The organism is Nocardiopsis nanhaiensis (genome assembly GCF_054778635.1).
In genome coordinates this window covers 165403-186254 of the sequence record NZ_BAAGZJ010000001.1, presented here as the reverse complement: position 1 = coordinate 186254, position 20852 = coordinate 165403, and the positions used below count along the sequence as shown (strand labels likewise).

The 20852-nt window shown below is 68.8% G+C and carries 14 protein-coding genes and 1 pseudogene; 11 read left to right on the top strand and 4 right to left on the bottom strand.

The window, feature by feature from the left end; translation table 11 throughout:
* Window positions 1-200 precede the first annotated feature (200 nt).
* From ACYVD1_RS00830 to cds1, 5 genes are all read left to right on the top strand, one after another.
* A complete protein-coding gene (locus tag ACYVD1_RS00830; protein WP_460766051.1) occupies window positions 201-2534 on the top strand; it encodes a glycosyl hydrolase in 2334 nt (777 codons plus the stop codon).
* 161 nt (window positions 2535-2695) lie between these two features.
* Window positions 2696-5191: a DNA gyrase/topoisomerase IV subunit A gene (locus ACYVD1_RS00825; RefSeq protein WP_460766047.1), complete on the top strand. Its 2496-nt coding sequence runs from the start codon at window positions 2696-2698 to the stop codon at window positions 5189-5191.
* 85 nt (window positions 5192-5276) lie between these two features.
* On the top strand, window positions 5277-5807 hold the full coding sequence (locus tag ACYVD1_RS00820; RefSeq protein ID WP_460766044.1) for a beta-class carbonic anhydrase: 531 nt from the start codon (window positions 5277-5279) through the stop codon (window positions 5805-5807).
* Window positions 5808-6027: 220 nt separating this feature from the next.
* Window positions 6028-6354: a tetratricopeptide repeat protein gene (locus ACYVD1_RS00815; RefSeq protein ID WP_460755420.1), complete on the top strand. Its 327-nt coding sequence runs from the start codon at window positions 6028-6030 to the stop codon at window positions 6352-6354.
* Between the two features lie 271 nt (window positions 6355-6625).
* Window positions 6626-7762, top strand: coding sequence for an L-cysteine desulfhydrase Cds1 (cds1, locus tag ACYVD1_RS00810; RefSeq protein WP_460766041.1), 1137 nt, complete (start codon window positions 6626-6628; stop codon window positions 7760-7762).
* 71 nt (window positions 7763-7833) lie between these two features.
* Here cds1 and ACYVD1_RS00805 read toward each other — a convergent pair whose 3' ends face one another.
* Window positions 7834-9939: a DNA gyrase/topoisomerase IV subunit B gene (locus tag ACYVD1_RS00805; protein ID WP_460766038.1), complete on the bottom strand. Its 2106-nt coding sequence runs from the start codon at window positions 9937-9939 to the stop codon at window positions 7834-7836.
* 472 nt (window positions 9940-10411) lie between these two features.
* On the opposite strand from ACYVD1_RS00805, the gene ACYVD1_RS00800 reads away from it, so the two are divergent.
* Window positions 10412-10636 (top strand): DUF7455 domain-containing protein, encoded by a 225-nt coding sequence (locus ACYVD1_RS00800; protein WP_460766035.1) that lies wholly within the window; start codon window positions 10412-10414, stop codon window positions 10634-10636.
* 78 nt (window positions 10637-10714) lie between these two features.
* Here the strand turns inward: ACYVD1_RS00800 and ACYVD1_RS00795 are convergent, their stop codons facing one another.
* Window positions 10715-11407, bottom strand: coding sequence for a GNAT family N-acetyltransferase (locus ACYVD1_RS00795; protein ID WP_460766032.1), 693 nt, complete (start codon window positions 11405-11407; stop codon window positions 10715-10717).
* A 221-nt stretch (window positions 11408-11628) separates the two neighbouring features.
* On the opposite strand from ACYVD1_RS00795, the gene yaaA reads away from it, so the two are divergent.
* The 3 genes and pseudogenes from yaaA to ACYVD1_RS00780 all read left to right on the top strand — a co-directional run bounded on the left by yaaA (window position 11629) and on the right by ACYVD1_RS00780 (window position 13698).
* Window positions 11629-12423, top strand: a complete 795-nt coding sequence (gene yaaA, locus ACYVD1_RS00790) for a peroxide stress protein YaaA (RefSeq protein WP_460766160.1) — start codon at window positions 11629-11631, stop codon at window positions 12421-12423.
* 14 nt (window positions 12424-12437) lie between these two features.
* A pseudogene (locus ACYVD1_RS00785) lies at window positions 12438-12605 on the top strand (hypothetical protein); the annotation flags it as partial.
* A gap of 469 nt (window positions 12606-13074) precedes the next feature.
* Window positions 13075-13698 carry an RNA-guided endonuclease InsQ/TnpB family protein gene (locus tag ACYVD1_RS00780; RefSeq protein WP_460766028.1) on the top strand — a complete coding sequence of 208 codons (624 nt, stop codon included), beginning with the start codon at window positions 13075-13077 and terminating at the stop codon, window positions 13696-13698.
* A gap of 517 nt (window positions 13699-14215) precedes the next feature.
* Here the strand turns inward: ACYVD1_RS00780 and ACYVD1_RS00775 are convergent.
* Together ACYVD1_RS00775 and ACYVD1_RS00770 are read right to left on the bottom strand one after the other, a co-directional pair.
* Window positions 14216-15874 carry an RNA polymerase sigma factor gene (locus tag ACYVD1_RS00775; RefSeq protein ID WP_460766025.1) on the bottom strand — a complete coding sequence of 553 codons (1659 nt, stop codon included), beginning with the start codon at window positions 15872-15874 and terminating at the stop codon, window positions 14216-14218.
* 193 nt (window positions 15875-16067) lie between these two features.
* Window positions 16068-18134 (bottom strand): SpoIIE family protein phosphatase, encoded by a 2067-nt coding sequence (locus tag ACYVD1_RS00770; RefSeq protein ID WP_460766022.1) that lies wholly within the window; start codon window positions 18132-18134, stop codon window positions 16068-16070.
* A gap of 578 nt (window positions 18135-18712) precedes the next feature.
* Between ACYVD1_RS00770 and ACYVD1_RS00765 the strand changes: the two genes are divergently transcribed.
* Together ACYVD1_RS00765 and ACYVD1_RS00760 are read left to right on the top strand one after the other, a co-directional pair.
* On the top strand, window positions 18713-19000 hold the full coding sequence (locus ACYVD1_RS00765) for a three-helix bundle dimerization domain-containing protein (RefSeq protein ID WP_460766017.1): 288 nt from the start codon (window positions 18713-18715) through the stop codon (window positions 18998-19000).
* A gap of 202 nt (window positions 19001-19202) precedes the next feature.
* Window positions 19203-20816: a hypothetical protein gene (locus tag ACYVD1_RS00760; RefSeq protein ID WP_460766153.1), complete on the top strand. Its 1614-nt coding sequence runs from the start codon at window positions 19203-19205 to the stop codon at window positions 20814-20816.
* Window positions 20817-20852 lie beyond the last annotated feature (36 nt).

Sequence of the window (20852 nt, the reverse complement as noted above, 5' to 3'; positions counted from 1 at the left end):
GACTGGATGAGCACACGGGTCGGCACCGGGTTCCAGCCTGTCCCACAAGAGCGCTCAGGTAACAGAATGGAAACTTTCACGGGACGTGCCATTGCGCTCACTGAGCGACAACTGAACACTCAGCGCCAGGGCTCATGTCTTGTTGTTTGGGAGCGCTCCCGTAGGAAGGACGCTCTCCTGGGAAACACGAAAGGCACACGATGGCAGAACCACGGAGCCGGCCACATCCCCGACCCACGCGTCCCCGGGCACACCCCACCCGCCTCGGCCTGCTGGCCACCGCCTCCGCACTCGTGGTCGGCGGCGCGACACTGGGGCTCACCGGGGCCGGGACCGACACCGCCCCCGTTTCGGCGGACAGCGCGACCGAGGTGCCCGTCGGCTCGGGCAGCTACACGACTACCCTCCCCGAAGGGGCCTCCGGCCCCTCCGACCTGGACGGCGATCCGGTCTCGCCCAAGGTCACCGACGACTTCGAGGGCCCCGCGCCCACCAACGACTGGTGGTCCTCGCTGATCTTCCAGCGCTACTCCGACAACCCCCACGGCGAGAACCTCTTCGCCCACCCCCTGAGCTTCCTTCCGCACGAGGGCGGCCTGGACATGGGCTACCCCGACTCCCACCAGATGGTGGGCGACGACCTCAAGTACGAGTACACGGCCGTCGCCGACCTGTCGCTAGGCGTGGCCGGGCTGGACTCCCCCGACACCCGCGCCGCCGACAGCGGCGACTGGACCGTCACCGCGCACTGGGAGGGCGGCGGTGCCACCCTGCGCGTCACCATGGGCCAGGGCCTGCCCTTCGCCTACGCCGAGACGGACGGCGGCGCGGCGGAGGTGACCTTCGAGGACGCCCCCGACATCTGGCACGAGGAGGATTCCGTGGTGGGCGCCACCGTCAACGGTCGCCACTACGCCCTGTTCTCCCCCTCCGACGCCCCCTGGTCCCTCTCCGGTGACACGCTCACCGCGGACACCGGGGACGACGGGTACTACTCGGTGGCCGCCCTGCCCTCGACCGACGACCTGGACACCTACGCCCCCTACGCCCACTCCTTCGTCACCGACTCCCTCGTGGAGTACGACTACGACGAGTCCTCCGCCACCCTCACCAGCACCTACCAGCTGGAGACCGAGGCCAAGGAGGGCGACGAGACCGACACCCTGATGGCGCTCTACCCGCACCAGTGGGAGCACGCCACCGGCGACCTCACCGACCTGGCCTACGCCTCACCCAGGGGCGAGATGCGGGTCCACGAGGGCGACTCGTTCACCACCGAACTGACCACCCAGGGCATCATGCCCAGCCTGCCCACCGTCGACAGCGCCGACCCCGACCGGATGGCCGACCTTATCGACGAGGTCCTCGCCGAGGACGAACTCTTCCCCGAACCCGGCGACACCTACTGGGACGGCAAGGCCCTGGGCCGCCTCGCCCAGCTGATTCCGGTCGCCGACTCCATCGGCCACACCGACGCGCGCGACGAACTCCTCAGCCTGGTTCAGGACCGGATGGAGGACTGGCTTACCGCGGGCGGCACCCGCCAGTTCCACCACGACGACGACTGGGGCACGATGCTCGGTTTCCCGGACAGCTTCGGGGCAGCTACCGAGCTCAACGACCACGACTTCCACTACGGGTACTTCGTCTCGGCAGCCGCCGTTGTCGCCCGCTACGACAGCGACTGGGTCGACGAGGACGCCTGGGGCGGCATGATCCGCCTGCTCATCAGGGACGTGGCCGAGACCGACACCGAAGACGACATGTTCCCCCGCCTGCGGTCCTTCTCCCCCTACGCCGGACACGGTTGGGCCTCCGGCCACGCCGGGTTCGCCGCGGGCAACAACCAGGAGTCCTCCTCCGAGGGCATGCACTTCGCCGCCGCCACCGCCGCCTTCGGCTCTCTGACCGGCGACGACGAACTCCGCGATCTGGGCATCTACCTGCACACCACTCAGGCCTCCACCGTGACCCGCTACTGGCAGAACCACGGCGGGGAAACCTTCCCCGAGGACTACGCCGAAGACGTCGTCGGCATGGTCTGGGGCGACGGCGGCGACTACCGGATCTGGTGGGACGGCGGCGACGAGGAGCATTACGGCATCAACTACCTGCCCATCACCGCGGGCTCGCTCTACCTGGGGCACGACCCCGAGCACGCCGGGGCGGTCTACGAATCGCTCGTGGACAAGATCGGCGGCGAGCCCGACGTCTGGAGGGACATCCACTGGGCGCACCGCGCGCTCTCGGACGGCGAGGACGCCCTGAGGATGTTCGAGGAGCAGTGGGAGACCTACGAACCCGAGGAGGGCGGCTCCAAGCCGCACACCTACCAGTGGGTGTCCACGCTCGCCGAGGTCGGCACCGTGGACGTCTCCGTCACAGCGGACACCCCCCACTACGCCGTCTTCGACAACGGAGGAACCACGACCTACACCGCCTTCAACCCCGATGACAGCGCGGCCAACGTCAGCTTCTCCGACGGCACCTCCCTGGAGGTTCCCGCCGGAGAACTGGCTGTGACCAGCGACTAAGCGGAGCCGGCACCCGGTTCCAAGTTTTCCGTCCCCGGCCCGCGCCGGGGACGGAAAACCCCGTCCCGAACGGGTGAAAACCCCTCAGTCGCGCGACTCACACACGCCCAACCACCCGCCCCGGTACGTTTCAGTCCCCGGAACAGGCCAGAATTACGGACATGGCCCGTACTACTTCCCGTCCCCCCGAGGATCTCGCCGAAAAGATCATCGACATCGACGTCTCCGAGGAGATGCGCGGCAGCTTCCTGGAGTACGCGTACTCGGTGATCTACCAACGCGCCCTGCCGGATGCGCGCGACGGTATGAAACCGGTACAGCGGCGCATCCTCTACCAGATGAACGAGATGGGCCTCCGGCCCGACCGCGGACACGTCAAGTGCGCCCGCGTCGTCGGGGAGGTGATGGGGCGCCTCCACCCCCACGGCGACTCCGCCATCTACGACGCCCTGGTGCGGATGAGCCAGTCCTTCGCCATGCGCGTGCCCTTGGTCGACGGCCACGGCAACTTCGGTTCGCTGGGCGGCGACGACGCCCCCGCGGCCATGCGTTACACCGAGGCACGCCTGGACACCGCCGCGGACCTGCTGGTCTCCTCCATCGACGAGAACGTCGTCGACTTCAAACCGAACTACGACGGGCAGGAGACCGAACCGGAGGTCCTGCCCGCGGCCCTCCCCAACCTCCTGGTCAACGGCACCTCCGGCATCGCGGTGGGCATGGCCACCAACATGGCCCCGCACAACCTGAGCGAGGTCATCGCGGCGGCCCGCCACCTGATCGCCCACCCCGAGGCCACCCTGGACGAGCTCACCGAGTTCGTCCCCGGCCCCGACCTGCCCACCGGCGGCACCATCGTCGGCCTGGACGGCATCCGCGACGCCTACCGCAAGGGCCGCGGCTCCTTCAAGACGCGCGCCACCGTCTCCATCGAGAAGGTGTCCGCGCGCCGCACCGGCTTGGTCGTCACCGAACTTCCCTACAGCGTCGGCCCGGAGAAGGTCGTCAGCCGCATCAAGGAGCTGGTGCAGTCCAAGAAGCTCCAGGGCATCTCGGACCTCAAGGACCTCACCGACCGCGCCCAGGGTCTGCGCCTGGTCATCGAACTCAAGAACGGTTTCAACCCCGAGGCGGTCCTCGAGGAGCTCTACCGGCTGACGCCGATGGAGGAGTCCTTCGGCATCAACAACGTGGCACTGGTCGACGGCCAGCCTCAGACGCTGGGCCTGCGCGACCTGCTCGAGGTCTACGTCAACCACCGCATCGAGGTGGTCCGGCGCCGCAGCGAGCACCGCCGGAAGAAGCGGCAGGAGCGCCTGCACCTGGTGGACGGCCTGCTCGTCGCCCTCCTGGACATCGACCGGGTGATCGCCCTCATCCGCGAGGCCGACGACACCGCGGCCGCCCGCGACGCCCTGATGGGTGCCTACGACCTGTCCGAGATCCAGGCCCGCTACATCCTCGACACCCCGCTGCGCCGCCTGACCCGCTTCGACCGGCTGGAGCTGGAGACCGAGCGGGAGAAGCTCAACCAGGAGATCGAGGAGCTCACCTCGATCCTGGAGTCGGACAAGAAGCTGCGCCGGGTCGTTTCCAAGGAACTGAACGACGTCTCCAAGAAGTTCGCGTCCCCGCGCCGCACCCAGCTGCGCGAGAGCGACGGCGCGGCGCGCGCCGCAGTGATCCCGCTGGAGATGGCCGACCAGCCCTGCCACGTTCTCTTCGGCGTCGACGGCCACATCGCCCGGACCAAGGGCGCCGCCCTGCCGCGCGTGTACGAGGGCCTGCGCACCCGGCACGACGCGATCGAGGTGTCGGTACCGACCACCTCGCGCTCGGACATCGGCTTCGTCACCGACCTGGGCCGGATGATCCGCGTCCCGGTCGTCGAGCTGCCCGAGTTGCCCGAGCCGAAGGACGGTGAACCCGAACAGCCGCCCCTTGCCGCCGGGCTGGACGTCGGCGAGTTCGTTCAGCTGGAGGAGGACGAACGAGTCGCCTCTGTGGTGTCGATGAACACCTCCGGGCCCGGTTTCGCGGTGGGTACCCGGGGAGGTGTGGTCAAGCGCGTGGCGCCCGACTTCCCGCCCAATAAGGACGACTTCGAGATCATCACGCTCAAGGACGACGACCGGGTGATCGGCGTCACCCAGCTGTCCACTGGTGAGGAGGACCTCGCCTTCGTCACGACCGAGGCCCAGCTACTGCGCTTCTCGGCCACCACAGCCCGCCCCCAGGGCCGCCAGGCCGGCGGCGTGGCCGGTGTGCGCCTGTCCGACGAGGCGCACGTCCTGTGGTTCGGCGCGGTGCCGAGCCCTGAGGACTCGGTCGTGGTTACCGTGTCCGGCAGCAGCAACGCCCTCGCGGGCACACAGGCCGGATCGGCCAAGGTCACCCCGTTCGATGCCTACCCCACCAAGGGGCGCGCGACCGGCGGTGTACGTTGCCACCGCTATCTCAAGGGCGAGGACACGCTGCTGTTCGCGTGGGTGGGCCGTGCTCCGGCCCGCGCCTCCCGCGCCGACGGCAAACCGGTCCGCCTGCCGGACCTGACCGAGCGCAGGGACGGTTCCGGCGAGGCGCTGCCACGCGCCATCACCACTGTCGGCAGCGCCCAGACCGACTCCGGCATCACAGCGCCCGGAGCGGATGCCTGAGGTTGACGCAACGTGCCGTGCACACGGGACTGGTTCCCTGGTGCACGGCACAGCCCAACCATGAACACTAGGGAGAAACAACCACGTGAGCGGGAACAACGACGCCACCCCTCCCCCAGGGCCGTTCGACGACGTGTTCGGCGCCAACGCCGACTACACCAGCCAATACTCACTAGCCGGGCTCCAGCCCCTGGCCGCCCGCGGCCTGGCCCTGGTGACGTGTATGGACTCCAGGATCGAGCCGCTGGACATGCTGGGGCTGCAGCCCGGCGACGCGAAGATCCTGCGGAACGCGGGCGCCCGGGTCACCGATGACACCCTGCGCACCCTGGTCCTGGCCGTGTACCTGCTCGGTGTGGAGCGCGTACTCGTGCTGCCGCACACGAACTGCAAGATGGCGTCGGTGGCCAGCGACGACGCCGTGCACGACCTGATCCAGGAGAAGCACGGGGTGGACACCCGCAGCCTCGAGTTCCACACCAACAACGACCAGCTCGGCGCGCTCCGGCACGACCTCGAACGGATCCGGCACCATCCGCTGCTCCCGAAGGGCCTGCCGGTGGCCGGGGCCATCTACGACGTGGACACGGGCAGGGTGGACCCGGTCGACCTCTGAAGGCGGGCGGCTCAGCCGGGCGACGGGCAGAGCTGGGCGGGTTGGCGGTGCGGGCCGTAGGTGTCGCGGAGAGCGGGTTCGGGGATCACTCAAGTGGGCGCCGAAACCATCTCCGCCACCCGCCACCGGTCCCCACACCCACCTCGTCCATCCCCGGGAATGCGGTAACAACCGTCACCGTTGTGACCCGGAACGGTGTGGCACCGTTGAGAGGAGCACCGTGGAAGAGAGCACCTACGAGGTCTACAACCGAGCCCGCCTGTTCATGGAACTGGGCGACCCGATATACACCGCCCAGATCCTCGAACCCGTCGTCGAGAACGAGCCGGGCAGCCGCTCCCTCTTGGAGCTGCTGGGCCGTGCCTATTTCCATTCAGCTCAGCTCAACAAGGCCGAGGCGACCTTCCGCAGCCTCATCGAGCTCGACCCGGTGGACAACTGGGCGCACATCGCGCTCGCGCGCACGCTGGAACGGCAGAGCCGCCACGAGGAGGCGGCCACCTACCGGCGCATGCACGCGGTGATGTCCGGCGGTTCCCTGGACTGACCGGGCAAGCCGTACGGAGGAGCCGGACCCCCGGGTCCGGCTCTTCGTCCGTCCACGGGCGCTGGGTTCTGGGCGCCCGAGCACAGAGCGGAGCGGAGCTCTCAAGCAAACAGCGAGGGCGCCGCCAGGGTTCTACAAGACGAGTCAAGCCGCAAGCGAGGAACGAGCGTCAGGCGAAGACGAGGATGAAGAATTCCCTGGCCTTTCAGGCGCCCGAGCACAGAGCGAAGCGGAGCGGAGCTCTCAAGCAAACACGGATACGCTTCTGAGCATGGCTCCCACCCCAGACAGACCAGGCCCGGACACCCCGTGGGTCGACCGCTGTTCCGACAGTGCCCGTTCCTGGGCGGACGAGGCTGTGCGCAGGGTGATCGCGGACGACACCCGGTCCGCCGACACCCACCTGCACGTGTTCCCGCTGCCCCCGGAGTGGGGCATCGACCTGTACCTGAAGGACGAGTCGGTACACCCCACCGGCAGCCTGAAGCACCGCCTTGCCCGATCGCTGTTCCTGTACGGGCTGGCCAACGGGTGGATCAGCGAGGGCACCACGATCGTTGAGGCCAGTTCGGGTTCGACCGCGGTGTCGGAGGCCTACTTCGCTCAGCTGATCGGTCTGGACTTCATCACGGTCGTACCTCGCAAGACCAGCCCGGAGAAGATCGCGCTCATCGAGCGGCACGGCGGCCGCTGCCACTTCGTGGACAACCCGCCGGAGATGTACAGCGAGGCCGAGCGGCTGGCCGCCGAGACCAACGGCCACTACATGGACCAGTTCACCTACGCCGAGCGCGCCACGGACTGGCGGGGCAACAACAACATCGCCGAGTCGATCTTCCAGCAGCTCGCGATGGAGCGGCACCCCTGCCCCGACTGGATCGTGGTGGGCGCGGGCACGGGTGGCACCTCCGCGACCATCGGCCGCTACCTCCGCTACCGGCGCCTGCACACCCGCCTGGCCGTGGTGGACCCGGAGAACTCGGCGTTCTTCCCGGGGTGGGTGACCGGGGCGTCCGACTACGGCACCGGCATGCCCTCCCGGATCGAGGGCATCGGCCGCCCCCGCATGGAGCCGAGCTTCGTCCCGTCGGTGATCGACCTGATGATGCCCGTGCCCGACGCCGCGAGCATCGCCGCGATGCGCCACCTGAACGACCTCACCGGCCGGTGCGCGGGCGGGTCCACGGGCACCAACCTGTGGGGGGTGTGGCACCTGGTCGCCAGGATGCTCCGTGAGGGCCGCAAGGGAAGCGTGGTCACCCTGATCTGCGACGGCGGCGAACGCTACCAGCACAGCTACTACAACGACGCCTGGGTGTCTGAGCGAGGCCTGGACCCCACTCCTTACCGGACCGCCATCGACCGGTTCTTCGCCGATGGCGTCTGGGAGCCCCCGGGCACGTCCTGAGCCCCCGGGACAGGCCCTCATGAGGGCCACACAGCACCGGCCCGGGCGCGGTTGCCGCGCCCGGGCCGGTATCAGGCGTCGATGCGCTCGAGGTCGAGTTCCTGGGCGCCCTCCTGGATGAACCGGCGGCGCGGGGCCACCTCGTTGCCCATCAACAGGTTGAACACCGTAGCGGCCTCCTCGGCCTGCTCCACCCGGATGCGTCGCAGGGTGCGGTAGCGCGGGTCCATGGTGGTTTCGGCGAGCTGGTCGGCGTCCATCTCACCCAGACCCTTGTACCGCTGGATCGGCTCCTTCCAGGAGATCTTGCGCTTCTCCAGGTCCAACAGGGTGCGCCGGAGCTCGGCGTCCGAGTACGTGTAGATGTACCGGTCCTCGGGCTTGGCACCGCGCTTGCGCCGGATGTTGGTGAGCTCGATGCGGTGCAGCGGCGGAACCGCGGCGAACACCCGACCGTCCTCCAGCATGGGCCGCATGTACCGGTAGATGAGTGTGAGCAGCAGGCAGCGGATGTGCGCGCCGTCGACATCGGCGTCGGCCATGAGGATGATCCGGCCGTAGCGGGCGGCGTCGATGTCGAAGGTCCGCCCCGAACCGGCCCCGATGACCTGGAGGATCGCGGCGCATTCAGCGTTCTTGAGCATGTCCGCGACCGAGGACTTCTGCACGTTGAGGATCTTGCCGCGGATGGGCAGCAGCGCCTGGAATTCCGAGTCGCGCGCGAGCTTCGCGGTGCCCAGCGCGGAGTCCCCCTCCACGATGAAGAGCTCGCTGTGCTCCAGCCCTTCGCTGCGGCAGTCGACCAGCTTGGCGGGCAGGGCAGAGCTCTCCAGGGCGTTCTTGCGCCGCTGGGTCTCGCGCTGCTGGCGGGCGGCCAGACGGGCCTTGGCCGCGCCCACCACCTTCTCCAACACGTTGCGGGCCTTGGCCTTCTCCGCCTTCTTGGTGGAGGTGAGGAACTCGCGCAGCTCATTGCCCACGATCTGGGAGACGATCCGGGAGGCCGCGGAGGTACCGAGGATCTCCTTGGTCTGCCCCTCGAACTGCGGTTCGGGCAGGCGGACGGTGACGACCGCGCTCAGCCCTTCCTGGGTGTCGTCCTTGGTGACCGGGTCGTCGTTGTTCTTCAGCAGCTTGGTGGCGCGCAGCTGGTCGTTGACCACCCGCACCAGGGCCCGCTCGAAGCCGTTGATGTGGGTACCGCCCTTGGGGGTGGCGATGACGTTGACGAAGGAGCGCACGGTGGTGTCGTAGCCGGTACCCCAGCGCAGGGCGATGTCGACGTCCAAGCGGCGCTCGACGTCCGCGGGAACCATGTGGCCGGACTCGTCGAGGACCGGGACGGTCTCGGTGAAGTTGCCCGAACCCTGGATCCGCAGGACGTCGCTGACGGCCTCGTCCGGGGCGAGATACGTGCAGAACTCGCTGATACCGCCGTCGAAGCGGAATTCCTCCACGTGCGGGGGCTCGCCCTCGGCGCGCTCGTCACGCACCGCGATGGTGAGCCCGGGCACCAGGAAGGCGGTCTGGCGGGCCCGGTCGAGGAGGTTCTCGCGGGCGATGTCCGCTTCCTTGAGGAAGATCTGCAGGTCCGGCCAGAAGCGGATCCGCGTACCTGTGATCTTCTTGGCGATCTTGCGGACCTGTTCCAGCCCCGAGACCGGAGTGAACTCGGCATCGGGTCCGTCGCCGGCGAACCGCCCCGCGATGCCGCGGCGGAAGCTCAGGGCGTGGGTGTGGCCCTGCCGGTCGATCTCGACGTCCACCCGGGCGGACAGGGCGTTGACGACGGAGGCGCCGACGCCGTGGAGTCCGCCGGAGGCGGTGTAGGAGCCGGAGCCGAACTTGCCGCCCGCGTGGAGCTTGGTCATGACCAGCTCGACGCCGGACAGGCCGGACTTGGGTTCCACGTCGACGGGGATGCCGCGGCCGTCGTCCTTCACGGAGACGGATCCGTCGCTGTGCAGGGTCACGTCGATGCGCCCGCAGAAGCCACCGAGGGCCTCGTCGACGGAGTTGTCGATGATCTCCCACATGCAGTGGGTGAGGCCCCGGCTGTCGGTGGACCCGATGTACATGCCCGGCCGTTTGCGTACCGCTTCGAGGCCCTCCAGGACCGACAGGTGCCGAGCGGAGTAATCCTCGGGATCGTGGACGGCTGCGGTCAAGGCGGTCACTCGGACATCTCCTGCGTCTTGAGGGCCATCGGGGCGCTGATGCGGCGTGTGCCCTTTGTACCGCGCCGCACCGACTTTTGAGGGGGCCAGGCTACGGCGAGCCGGAGCTTTGCCGTGCCAGGGCCGTGTGTGGGCGGGGTCGTGTCTCCCACCGGTCGGGTCACCGGCGCCGTCGCCGGGTCCGCTGTGACTGGACCCACAGACCGACGCGGGGTCGGGCGGACCTGCCCCGCGCGAGACTACCACCTCCGGTGGATGCGACCTGGATACTCCCGTTTTCCGGGGATAGCGCTTCGCCAACGGGTACAACGAGGAGCAGAGACGACGTCAGATGTGAAGCACCCGAAACCATGTCATACAGGCACAAACCGGGCGGATTCCGCTGTCGGCGTACACGGGACCAGGTTGGGAACGTCTGGGTCGGGTTAGATGTTGTCAGAGGTGACTAACGCCGAGTATTGAGGATGGCGAAGTGACTGGAACCCTTGCCCCCACTCAGCCGCTGACGGCTGCTGACCGCTGCGACCGCTGTGGTGCACAGGCGTACGTCCGGGTGCTGCTGAACTCCGGCGGCGAACTCCTGTTCTGCGCGCACCACATGCGCAAGCACGACGACTCAATCCGCAGGATCGCCTCGGACATCCAGGACGAGACGGACAAGCTCTTGGAAAGCAAGAACAACGCGGACGAGCGTTAGCCACAACGACCACGAAACGTCGACGGCGGCCCCGGTCGGGGCCGCCGTCTTCGTTGTGAGGCCTGTTTGCGTACGGACTCAGTCCGCCAACACCCGGTTGTGGTAGCGCGAGACCTCCTCGAAGCCCGCACCCCGGTACAAGCGCAGGGCGGGTTCGTTGTCGGCCACGACACACAGGTAGGCCCTGCGGGCCCCCTTGTCGTGCGCCCAGGTGAGCAAGTCGGCGAGCACGGCCCCGGCCACGCCGCGCCCACGCGCGGCTCGGGCGGTGACCATGGCGCACATCGCCACCGAGTCCCCCTCCAGCACCGCGCACCCGCGACCGCCACCGTCCTCGTGGACCCCGTAGGCGGCGGTCACCCGGCCCAGGATGCGCACGACGCCGTCGGCCCAGTCCGCGGCGGTACCCGTCTCCGCGAAGAGCTCCGTCCAGCGCTCTGTCGGACGGTCCGAGACCCGTGTCACGCCGGGGCCCTCCGGGCGTTCGGCGAGTTCCCGCGCGAGGACCAGGGTCGGTTCCACCACCGCGTAACCGTGCTCCGCCAGCCGTGCGTCCACGGCTTCCTCCCCGGGCCACACCTGAACGCACGGGCGCAGTCCGTGCCCCCGGTAGAAGGCGGTGACCTCCGCGACGTCGGCCGCCGGGTCCTCGACCAAGGCGCAGTTGGCCCGCTTGGTGAAGCCCTCCGCCCGGCCGAACCACCAGCCGCCCCGGGACTCGATGTGAAACGGGGGCCAGTCGCGCGACACCCGCACAGCCCATTCGTGCATGTTCGCTCCCTCACTGTCGGAAATGCCCGAACCCTCAGGCCGCTCCGGCCTGTGGGCACCGCCGCGAGCCGCAGACCCTATCCAGCCGGGCCCTCCCGGCTCCGCCCGCCCCGACGCGGCCAACGCCACAAGGCGGCGCCCGCCCCGAACGTCCTAGCATGGTCGGGGCCGTAACCGCGAGAGTCCGGCCCCGCGCCGCGCACGACCTGGAGAGTTCCCACATGTACATCCTGCTCCCGCCTTCCGAGGGCAAGGCCACCTCCGGTGAGGGACCGCACTTGGACCTCGGCGCGCTGACCCTGCCGGAGCTGGCCCCCAAGCGGGAACAGGTGATGGCGGCGCTGACCGAACTCTGCTCCGGGCCGGAGGACGCCGCCCGCGAGGCCCTGGGCCTGTCGGTGTCCCAAGCCGACGCGCTCAAGCGCAACCTGGACCTGGCCACGGCCCCCACGCTGCGCGCCGCCGACCTGTACACGGGTGTGCTCTACGACCGCCTCGGGCTTCCCGGCCTCCTAGCCGAACACGGCGGCCGCACCAGGGAGCGGATCCTGGTGTTCTCCGGCCTGTGGGGCGCGGTGGGCCCCGCCGACCAACTGCCGCCCTACCGCCTGTCCATGGGTGTGAAGGTGCCGCCGCTGGGCGGCCTGGGTGCGTACTGGCGCAAGGCGATGGCCGGACCGCTCGGAGAACTGACGGAGGGGCGCCTGCTCGTGGACTGCCGGTCGGCGTCCTACGCGGCGGCCTTCAAACCCACCGGGGCCGCGGCCGAGCGAACCGTGGCCGTGCGCGTCCTGCGCGAGCGCGAGGTGGACGGCGTGACCAAGCGCTCGGTGGTCAGTCACATGGCCAAGGCCACGCGAGGCGCGATCGCCCGCGTGCTGATCGAGGAGAACGTCGAGGCGGACACCCCGGACGACCTGGTGTCGGCGCTGCGCGACCTCGGTCACACCGTGGAACTGCCCCCCGCCGCCAAACCGGGCGCCGCCCGCACGATGGACGTGGTCGTCCGCGACTGATCTGGTTTCTGGCGGTGCAGACCCCGCCCTTCAGGGCGGGAATAGCCGCCCGGCCCAGAAATGTCACACCCTCCCGCTACGGTCCCCTCCAGGACCAATCAGGGGAGGTGTGTGCTGTGCTGACGGGATTCCGGTACCGGCTCGCGCTCACCGACGCCCAAGCCCGCCAGTGCGCCGAGTACGGCGACATCTGCCGGGCGGTGTGGAACACCGCCCTGGCCCAGCGCCGCCACAGCAGGGACCGCTGGAAGCGCGGCTACGCCGCCCCCTACTGCGGCTACCACCTCCAAGCTGGGCAGCTGGCCCAGGCCAAGACCGAAGAGACCTGGCTCAAGGCCGCCCCCTCGCACATCCTGCAGCAGACCCTCAAAGACCTGGACCGGGCCTGCACCCAGCACGGCACCTTCAACGTCAACTTCCGCGCCAAACACCACTGGAAGCCCTCCTTCCGCTTCCCCGACGGGCCCCGCATCACCGTCCAACGGTTGGGCCGCAAATGGGGGCGGGTGAAGCTGCCCAAACTCGGATGGGTGCGCTTCCGCTGGTCGCGCGCCCCCAAGGGCACCATCCGCTCAGCCACCGTGCGCCGCGACGGCGCCCACTGGTACGTGTCCCTGCTCTGCGAAGACGGACAGCACACACCGACCGAGCATGCGGTGCCCGATTCGGCGGTGGGGGGGCCGGGGCATGGCCGTGGCGGTGGCCACCTCCGAGGGCGACCTGTTCGACCGCACCTTCCAAACCCCCAAGGAAACCGAGCGGGAACGCCGCCTGCGCCGCCAGTTGGCCCGCCGACGCAAGGGATCGAACAATCGGGCCAGGACCAAGCGGGCCCTGTCGCGGGTGACCGGGCGGGTGCGGGCCCGGCGCGCCGACTTCAGCGCCCAGACCGCGCACGTGCTGTGTGACAAGAACGCCGTCGTGGTGCTGGAGAAGCTCCAGACCAAGAACATGACCCGCTCGGCCAAGGGCACCACCCAGGCTCCTGGGAAGAAGGTGCGGCAGAAGGCGGGGTTGAACCGGTCGATCCTGGACAAGGGATGGCACGGCTTCAAGACTGCCTGTCAGAATCGGGCTCGCCGTACCGGAACCAGGATTGTGGAGGTCGATCCCGCGTACACGTCCCAGACCTGTTTCGAGTGCGACCATGTGGACCCGGCGTCGCGTGAGAGCCAAGCACGCTTCCGGTGCACCAGGTGTGCGCATACAGATCATGCGGATGTGAACGCGGCCAAGAACACCAAGAAGCGCGGATGGACTAACCCTTTAGGGTGAACCGTGCCAGCCTGCGGAGACCTCTGGGTTGCCAAGTCTGCGAAGCAGGAACCTGCTGCCGCCGCGAGGCGGACAGCGCCACCAGACCCCGGGTCTGGTCGGAATCCCTCTCGCTTCACGAGAGGGAGGAAGTCAACTCCCCCAGGTACCGGGCATCACGCCACCCGCCCGCGGCGCCACGGCCCCACTGTGGAGCGAACAGGCTCATCCGCGCAAGGCAGTGTTCTTCCCGCAAAAAACTGGAGCAGCTCGCCTTTATGCCGCACCTACAGTGCGTACGGCAGCATGGTGGCCATCGGATGGAGATCGGACTCCGTGCGGGGGAAGTACACGTGCTCGATGGGACGCGAGGGACACGCGGGGGTCGCCACACCTGCGAGCGGACCGGGCACGAAAACGAGGCGCGCCTCCCCGATATGTCGGGGAGGCGCGCCTGTTTCTACAACTCGCTCAGCCTGGGAGGTGGTCCCTTTCGGGTCGGCTGACCAGCCTGGACCGGCTGCACCAGTGGTACTGGTTAGTCCAGGTAGTCGCGGAGCACCTGGGAGCGCGACGGGTGACGGAGCTTCGACATCGTCTTGCTCTCGATCTGCCGGATGCGCTCACGGGTGACTCCGTAGACCTTACCGATCTCGTCTAAAGTCTTCGGCTGGCCGTCAGTGAGCCCGAAGCGCATCGAGACGACGCCGGCCTCGCGCTCGGACAGGGTGTCGAGCACCGAGTGCAGCTGCTCCTGGAGCAGGGTGAAGCTGACCGCCTCGCCCGGCTGGATCGCTTCGGAGTCCTCGATGAGGTCACCGAACTCGCTGTCGCCGTCCTCACCCAGCGGAGTGTGCAGGGAGATCGGCTCGCGGCCGTACTTCTGCACCTCGACGACCTTCTCAGGGGTCATGTCGAGTTCCTTGGCCAGCTCCTCCGGGGCGGGCTCACGGCCCAGATCCTGGAGCATCTGGCGCTGGACGCGGGCCAGCTTGTTGATGACCTCGACCATGTGCACCGGGATACGGATGGTGCGGGCCTGGTCGGCCATCGCCCTGGTGATCGCCTGGCGGATCCACCACGTGGCATACGTGGAGAACTTGAAGCCCTTGGTGTAGTCGAACTTCTCCACCGCGCGGATCAGACCGAGGTTGCCCTCCTGGATCAGGTCCAGGAACAGCATGCCGCGACCGGTGTAGCGCTTGGCGAGGGAGACGACCAGACGGAGGTTGGCCTCGAGAAGGTGCTTCTTGGCGCGGCCGCCGTCCTCGGCGATCCATTCCAGTTCGTCACGGAGCTCGAAGGTGAGCACGTCCGCGTCTTCGGAGAGCTTCTCCTCGGCGAACAGGCCGGCCTCGATCCGCTTGGCGAGCTCGACCTCCTGCTCGGCGTTGAGGAGCGGCACCTTGCCGATCTGCTTCAGGTAGTCCTTGACCGGGTCCGCGGTAGCACCGGCCGCGATCACCTGGGCAGCGGGGGCGTCGTCGTCATCGTCGTACAGGACGAAGGAGTCGTCGTCCTTGCTCGGCTTGACGGGCGCACCGACGGTCTCGGGCTTGGCAGGCTTGGCGGCGGTTTCGGAGTCCGCCGTGTCCTCGACCAGCTCCAGCTCGGCGCCGGTGTGCTCGAGGTCGTCCAGGCCTTCTTCGGCGTACTCGCCCGAACCCGAGGCGAGCTCGAGGTCCTTCTTCGCCGTCGACTTCTTGGTAGCCGTGGTCTTCTTGGTAGCCGTGGTCTTCTTGGCCGCGGCCTTCTTCGGGGCCGCCGCCTTCTTAGCGGTCGCCTTCTTGGCCGCGGGCTTCTTCTCGGTGGTCCCCTCGGAGGAGTCGACGACGGCGGTAACCGTCTCGGGCTGTTCCTGGGCAGCCGCGGCACGGGAGGGCTTGGCGGCCCGGCCCGCGTCAGCGGTCGAGCTGGGCCGAGGAGCAGCCGACTTGCGTCGGGCGGCCTTGGCGGACTTGGTGGACTTGCGCCGCGACGAAGCCGACTCCGGCACGAGTACGGTCACGCTCTCCTTGGCGAGGCTTCGGAGCACGGACTGCGCCTGCGACATCGGGATTTCGGCCTCTTCGAAGGCACGGCGCACGTCCTCGGGCTCAAGAAAGCCCTGGGACCGCCCACGCTCGATCAGCTGCTGAATGACGGGCTCTTGCAGTGACTCGGACTGCTTCGAGCGAGTCGAACTGGCAGATGACACAAACACCTCTCGAACGGACGTGTGGCGAGATTGTCGGACCCGGTGGTCCGCCTGGCCGGGACCGGGCACTGCATCCTCTCCCACCTGCGGCCTGGGATCGTCCCCACTGGGCGGGGAAGCCGGGGGCACCCCCGCTTCACGGGGCACGACGGCTTCTTCACTGTAGGCAAGGCAATGGACTTGTTCGTACGGTCTACCGCTCCGACACGGAATCGATCACCGGAAGCTGAACGGCGAGCAGAGTGACATCATCGTCCTGCTCATACCCTTCGAGCATGCTCTCAACAAGGTACTCCAGCATCTGCTGTGGATCGCCCACCACTTCGGGCTGAGCCGTTGACGCCACACTGACGAGCTTGTCGAGACCGGCGTCGACGGATCGACTGCGGTTCTCAACCAGTCCATCGGAGTAGAGGGCCACGGTGTTACCGGGTTGCACGAAGAATTTGTGGTGGCCTCGTGTCGAGCTGACCCCGAGCGGTGTGTCCGGCTCGGTGTCGAGCAGGGACGGCCCCGCGCTACCGGCGACCACCAGCGGCGGGAGATGGCCCGCGTTACTGAGGTCGAGTTGCCCGGTGACCGGGTCCAGGACGAAGTAGACCAGGGTTGTTACCTGTTCCATTCCCTCTGTGGCCGTGAACATGCGGTCGAGTCCGGTCAACACATCGGCCGGTTCGGGCATGGAGAAGGCCAGCGCACGCAAGGCGTTGCGAATCCGGCTCATTCCCGCGGCCGCCGGGATGCCCTTGCCCATGACGTCGCCGAGGACTCCGGCGACACGGCCGTCGGGCAGGGGGAATGCGTCGTACCAGTCGCCGCCCACCTGCACGTGTTGGGAGCCCGACCGGTAGTAGGCGGCCAGGCGTACTCCACGGACCTCGGGTAGCTCCTCCGGCAGCATGCTGCGTTGGAGGTCCTCCGCGGTGCCGTGTTCGCGCTCGTAGACGATGGCCCGGCCTATGGCCAGGGCACACTGTCCGGCGAGCGCCTCCAGGAAAACGCGCTCCTCGTAGGTGACCTCGCGCTGGGCCTCGAAGGAGAAGCGCAGCGCGCCGATGGGGCGCCCCGCCGCCATCATGGGCAGCGCCACCCAGGCGCGCTCACGCGTCTGCTCGGCCAGCGCCTCGACCTCGGCGGCGTCCTCCATGAGTTCGCGCAGTTCCGCCGGGCTCGCGGCCAGCTGGGGCACGCGGTCGGCGACGGCTTTGGCCGCCACGTCGGGATAGTCCAGGCCGAAACCGCGCTCAGGCAGACCCAGGCAGCCGTCGGCGGAGAGCATCCGCAGGCGCAGGCGGTCCCGGTCGAAGAGGGCCAGGGAGGTGTGGTCGGCGCCCACACCGGAACGGCCGATCTCCGACATGGCCTGGACGACCTCGTCCGCGCTGAGCGCTTCGGCCAGGTCAGAGGTGGCCTTCTGGAGTCGGGCGGTACGCATCGCCGCCTCGCTGAGCTGCTGGTTGAGGCGCTGGCGCAGTTCGTCGGCCTCGAGTTCGGTGGTCACATCCACCAAAGTGCCGACCCATTCGGCGGTCTCGGCGCCGTCCATGACCGGATTGGCCCGGGCACGGTAGTGGTCGTAGCCACCCGCACGGGTGCGCACGCGGAACGTGGCGTCGAAAGGGGTGGCGTCCAGGACGGCGTCGTCCCAGGCGCGTTCGACCCGGGAGCGGTCGTCGGGGTGGAGCGCGTCCAGCCAGCCCCGGCCGAGGTAGGCGTCCAGGTCCTGGCCGGTGATGGAGCGCCACTGGGGACAGTCCTCGCCGACGTCGCCGCAGGGCCCCGCCGACCAGACGATCTGGTTGCCCGCCTGCAGCAGGGCGCGCACCCGCTGCTCTTGGCGGTCGTGCTCCTGGCGGTCGGCGCCTTCGTGGTCCCGCGCAGCGATGAGGGCGATGTACTCGCCCCCGTCGGCGGGCCCGTTGACCGGAAACCAGGTGAGGTCCCAGGCCTGCCCGGAGGGGGTCAGGTGGCGGTCGCGTACTGCGTGGCCGTGCTCGCGCACGCTCGCCAAGGTGTCACTGTGCGCGGAGGCGCCGGCGGGGTCGTCGGCCGCCTTGAGCACCTGGGTCGGTGTGCGGCCCAGGCAGCGGTCCGGGGTGCTGCCGAAGACGGCGGCCATGCGCTGGTTGATAGAGCCGAAGCCGTCGTCGGGGCCCAGCAGGGCGAATCCGATAGGTGCATCGGTGAGAAGGGATTTCACCGCGTCTGGCAGTTCCGCCACGCTGATCCGGGGTGGGGGAATGGACGTCTCGGCGCTCAACTGCTCGACACCTCCGGAGCCGTCGGAATCCCCACCAGAGTTTCGATGGGGCTGTTTCTGGACCGCGTGGCCCACTGCGCACCGTGCACGCCGCCCCTTCCCGGCGGCACCGTGGCGCGGGACGCGCGGCACCGAATCGGATCGGGGGCTCCGCGACTCCCAGGAGTCACGCTCCATGACTCCTCTCGGCCGCTGTCACGGCTCAAGCATAAGACACACCCGTCCACACGCAACGGCCGTCATGGCGGGGGCCGTCGGTGGACTCGGAAGGCAAATAGTAGGCCACCGACCCCTCAGGACGCAGCCGACCGGGGCTTTTACGGGCGTGTTTTCCCATAATTCTCGGGCTTGGGCAAGGATGGCGGGTTTGCGACGAACTCTTCGAAACCGGACTGTTATATGTCCGAAACGTCCATTTCGCCTTGATGACCTGCGGTGATGTTGTGACTCGAGTAAACCGTACCTCCCGCAGGTTTTATCAACAGCGTGCCGCGGGAGGGGTTGACAGTCCGTCCAGAACAAGTGGAATGGGTGGAGGTCACCGTCCAGGCCATCTTCAGCTAGGGGTGTGAGCGAGAATGCTCCAGACCTTCCCGGTCCAGGATCTCAGGCAGATCTCGGCGAGGCTTCACAACGAGTTCAGCGGGCTGTCACCCCGCTGCGTCGAGCGCTGTGTCAGCGATACCTGGAACTGCGTCGAACACCTGGGCATCACGGTCACACCCAACCTCGTCGAGCGAGTCGCCCGCGAGCACCTCGAAGCGATGGTGAAATCCGTGCCGCCCTCGCAGACGACCAGGAGGACCGCGCTCCACTCGGGAACCACACTGCTCACCGGCCACCGGGCGATTCCCGAACCGCGCTGACCCGCGAACTACCTTCGGGCACGGACCACGACGGCCCGTGCCCGGCCTTTCCGCGCCCGGGTCCGTGCGGCTCTCAGGCCTGTCGACCCTCTCGTCCACAACCGGGGCCAGACCCGGTTCCAACTGGCATACGCTCGGACTCGTGCCCTCCCCTACGCCGTCACCCACAGGCCCCGACGTTCCCGCCGCCGCTTTCGAGGAGATGCTGCGCGCCGCCAGAGCCCTGCTCGCGATGCGGCACCCGCTCGACGCCGAGCTGGCCTTCAGTGAACTCCTCGGAACCTGGTGGGGTGAGCGGGTCCCCGGGGTCGACGTCCAGCGCCTGCTCGGCGAGGGCCTGATCACGCACGCCACCGCCTCCGGCAAGCCGGCCGGACTGGGCGTCCTGGCCGGGGTCACCGCCTTGGGCACCTCGGCCTCCCAGCGGGAGCTGGCCGAGCAGGGCATGATCGCGCTGCGTGAACGGGGCCTGCAGGCCCCGGCCTGGGCCACCCAGCTGGGCGCGGTGACCCCCGTTTCCGTGTACGTGAACGGCGACCATTTCGGCGACACCGACGACGTGGTGTGTGTGTTCAGCCGTGACGCCCCCGACAGCACCGGTTCCCTGCCGCCTGAACACGCGCTCATCCTGGTCGTGGACCACAACAGCGGCGGGCTGCTGCGCGATGCCTGGGTCACCACCAAGGTCGACCAGCTGCTGGAGCAGTGCCGTGAGCGCGCGGGCAGCGACGACTTCGCCCGGTTCGAGCAGCTGGAGCTGAGCGAGGCCCGCCCCCTGCTCTCGCGTGCCTTGGAGCGCACCGAACGCTTGGTCACCGGGGCCGCCGCCGACCCCTCCGCGGGTCCCGCGGTGGAGCCGGTGGGTATCGCCGCCTCCGACCTCACGGGCGGATCGTTGGCGGCGCACTTCGCCCTGGCAGCAGCCCGTGTACAGCGGTTGCCCTATCCGCCCAAGGGCGTCTCCGACTCCCCCGTCCCGGTCTGGCGGCGCGACCGGCGCGCGGTCCTGGCCGCACGTTTCCTCGCGTCGGACCAGGCCGCAGAGCTTTCGGACTCCTACGCCGCCAGCCGGTGCACGGACCACATCATCGCGCACGGCTGCAACGTGGACAGCGGGCGCCCCACACGGGTCAGCCCGCTCAAGATCGAGTCGTTCCTGCTGCACTGGTTGCCCGGCAGGGTGGTGCTGCTTCCCGAGGAGCAGGAGGCGATGCCGCACGTCCTCGCGGCGTGGGTGCGCTGGGCCGGGCCTCGGACCCAGCTGCCGGAGGTTGCCGTGAGCGCCACTCTTGACGCCCTGTGGGAGGCAACCTCCGAGTTCTCCCGAACCTACCGGGACCCGGCGCGCCCGCTGGGCCTGCGCCAGGAGGCGGTGCGCCGGCTGCTGCCCGACGGCGACTTCGCGTCCCTGGCCCGGCGGATGTTCGCCTTCCCGCTGTTGTCCAGTGAACTCGTGACGGGGGCTCCGGAAGAGTTCGACCCCGCGACGTCGAAGGGCCGCCGGGCACTGCTCAGACTCGACCACTACGGCGAGTACGAGGCCGCCACCCCGCACAGCGGTCGGCACCACTCGACGGGCCAGGACCACTGGTACCGCCCGGTGACCGGAAACGACCCCGAGCGGGAGCGGGAGCTGGACCGCCACGAAAGGCTGGCCAAGAGGTTGTGGGACGGCCGTCCGGCCAACTTGTGGGCGGCGGCCAGAAGGCTGCTGGACCGGGGGATCGATCGGCCGACGGTGCTGGAGACCCTGGTCGAGGCCCTGTACTCCGCCAACAGCGAGGGGGATCTGCGGCGAAGGCTGGACGCGCTCTAAAAGCCTGTGCCCATCGGCACGGGTGTTCGGAAGCTG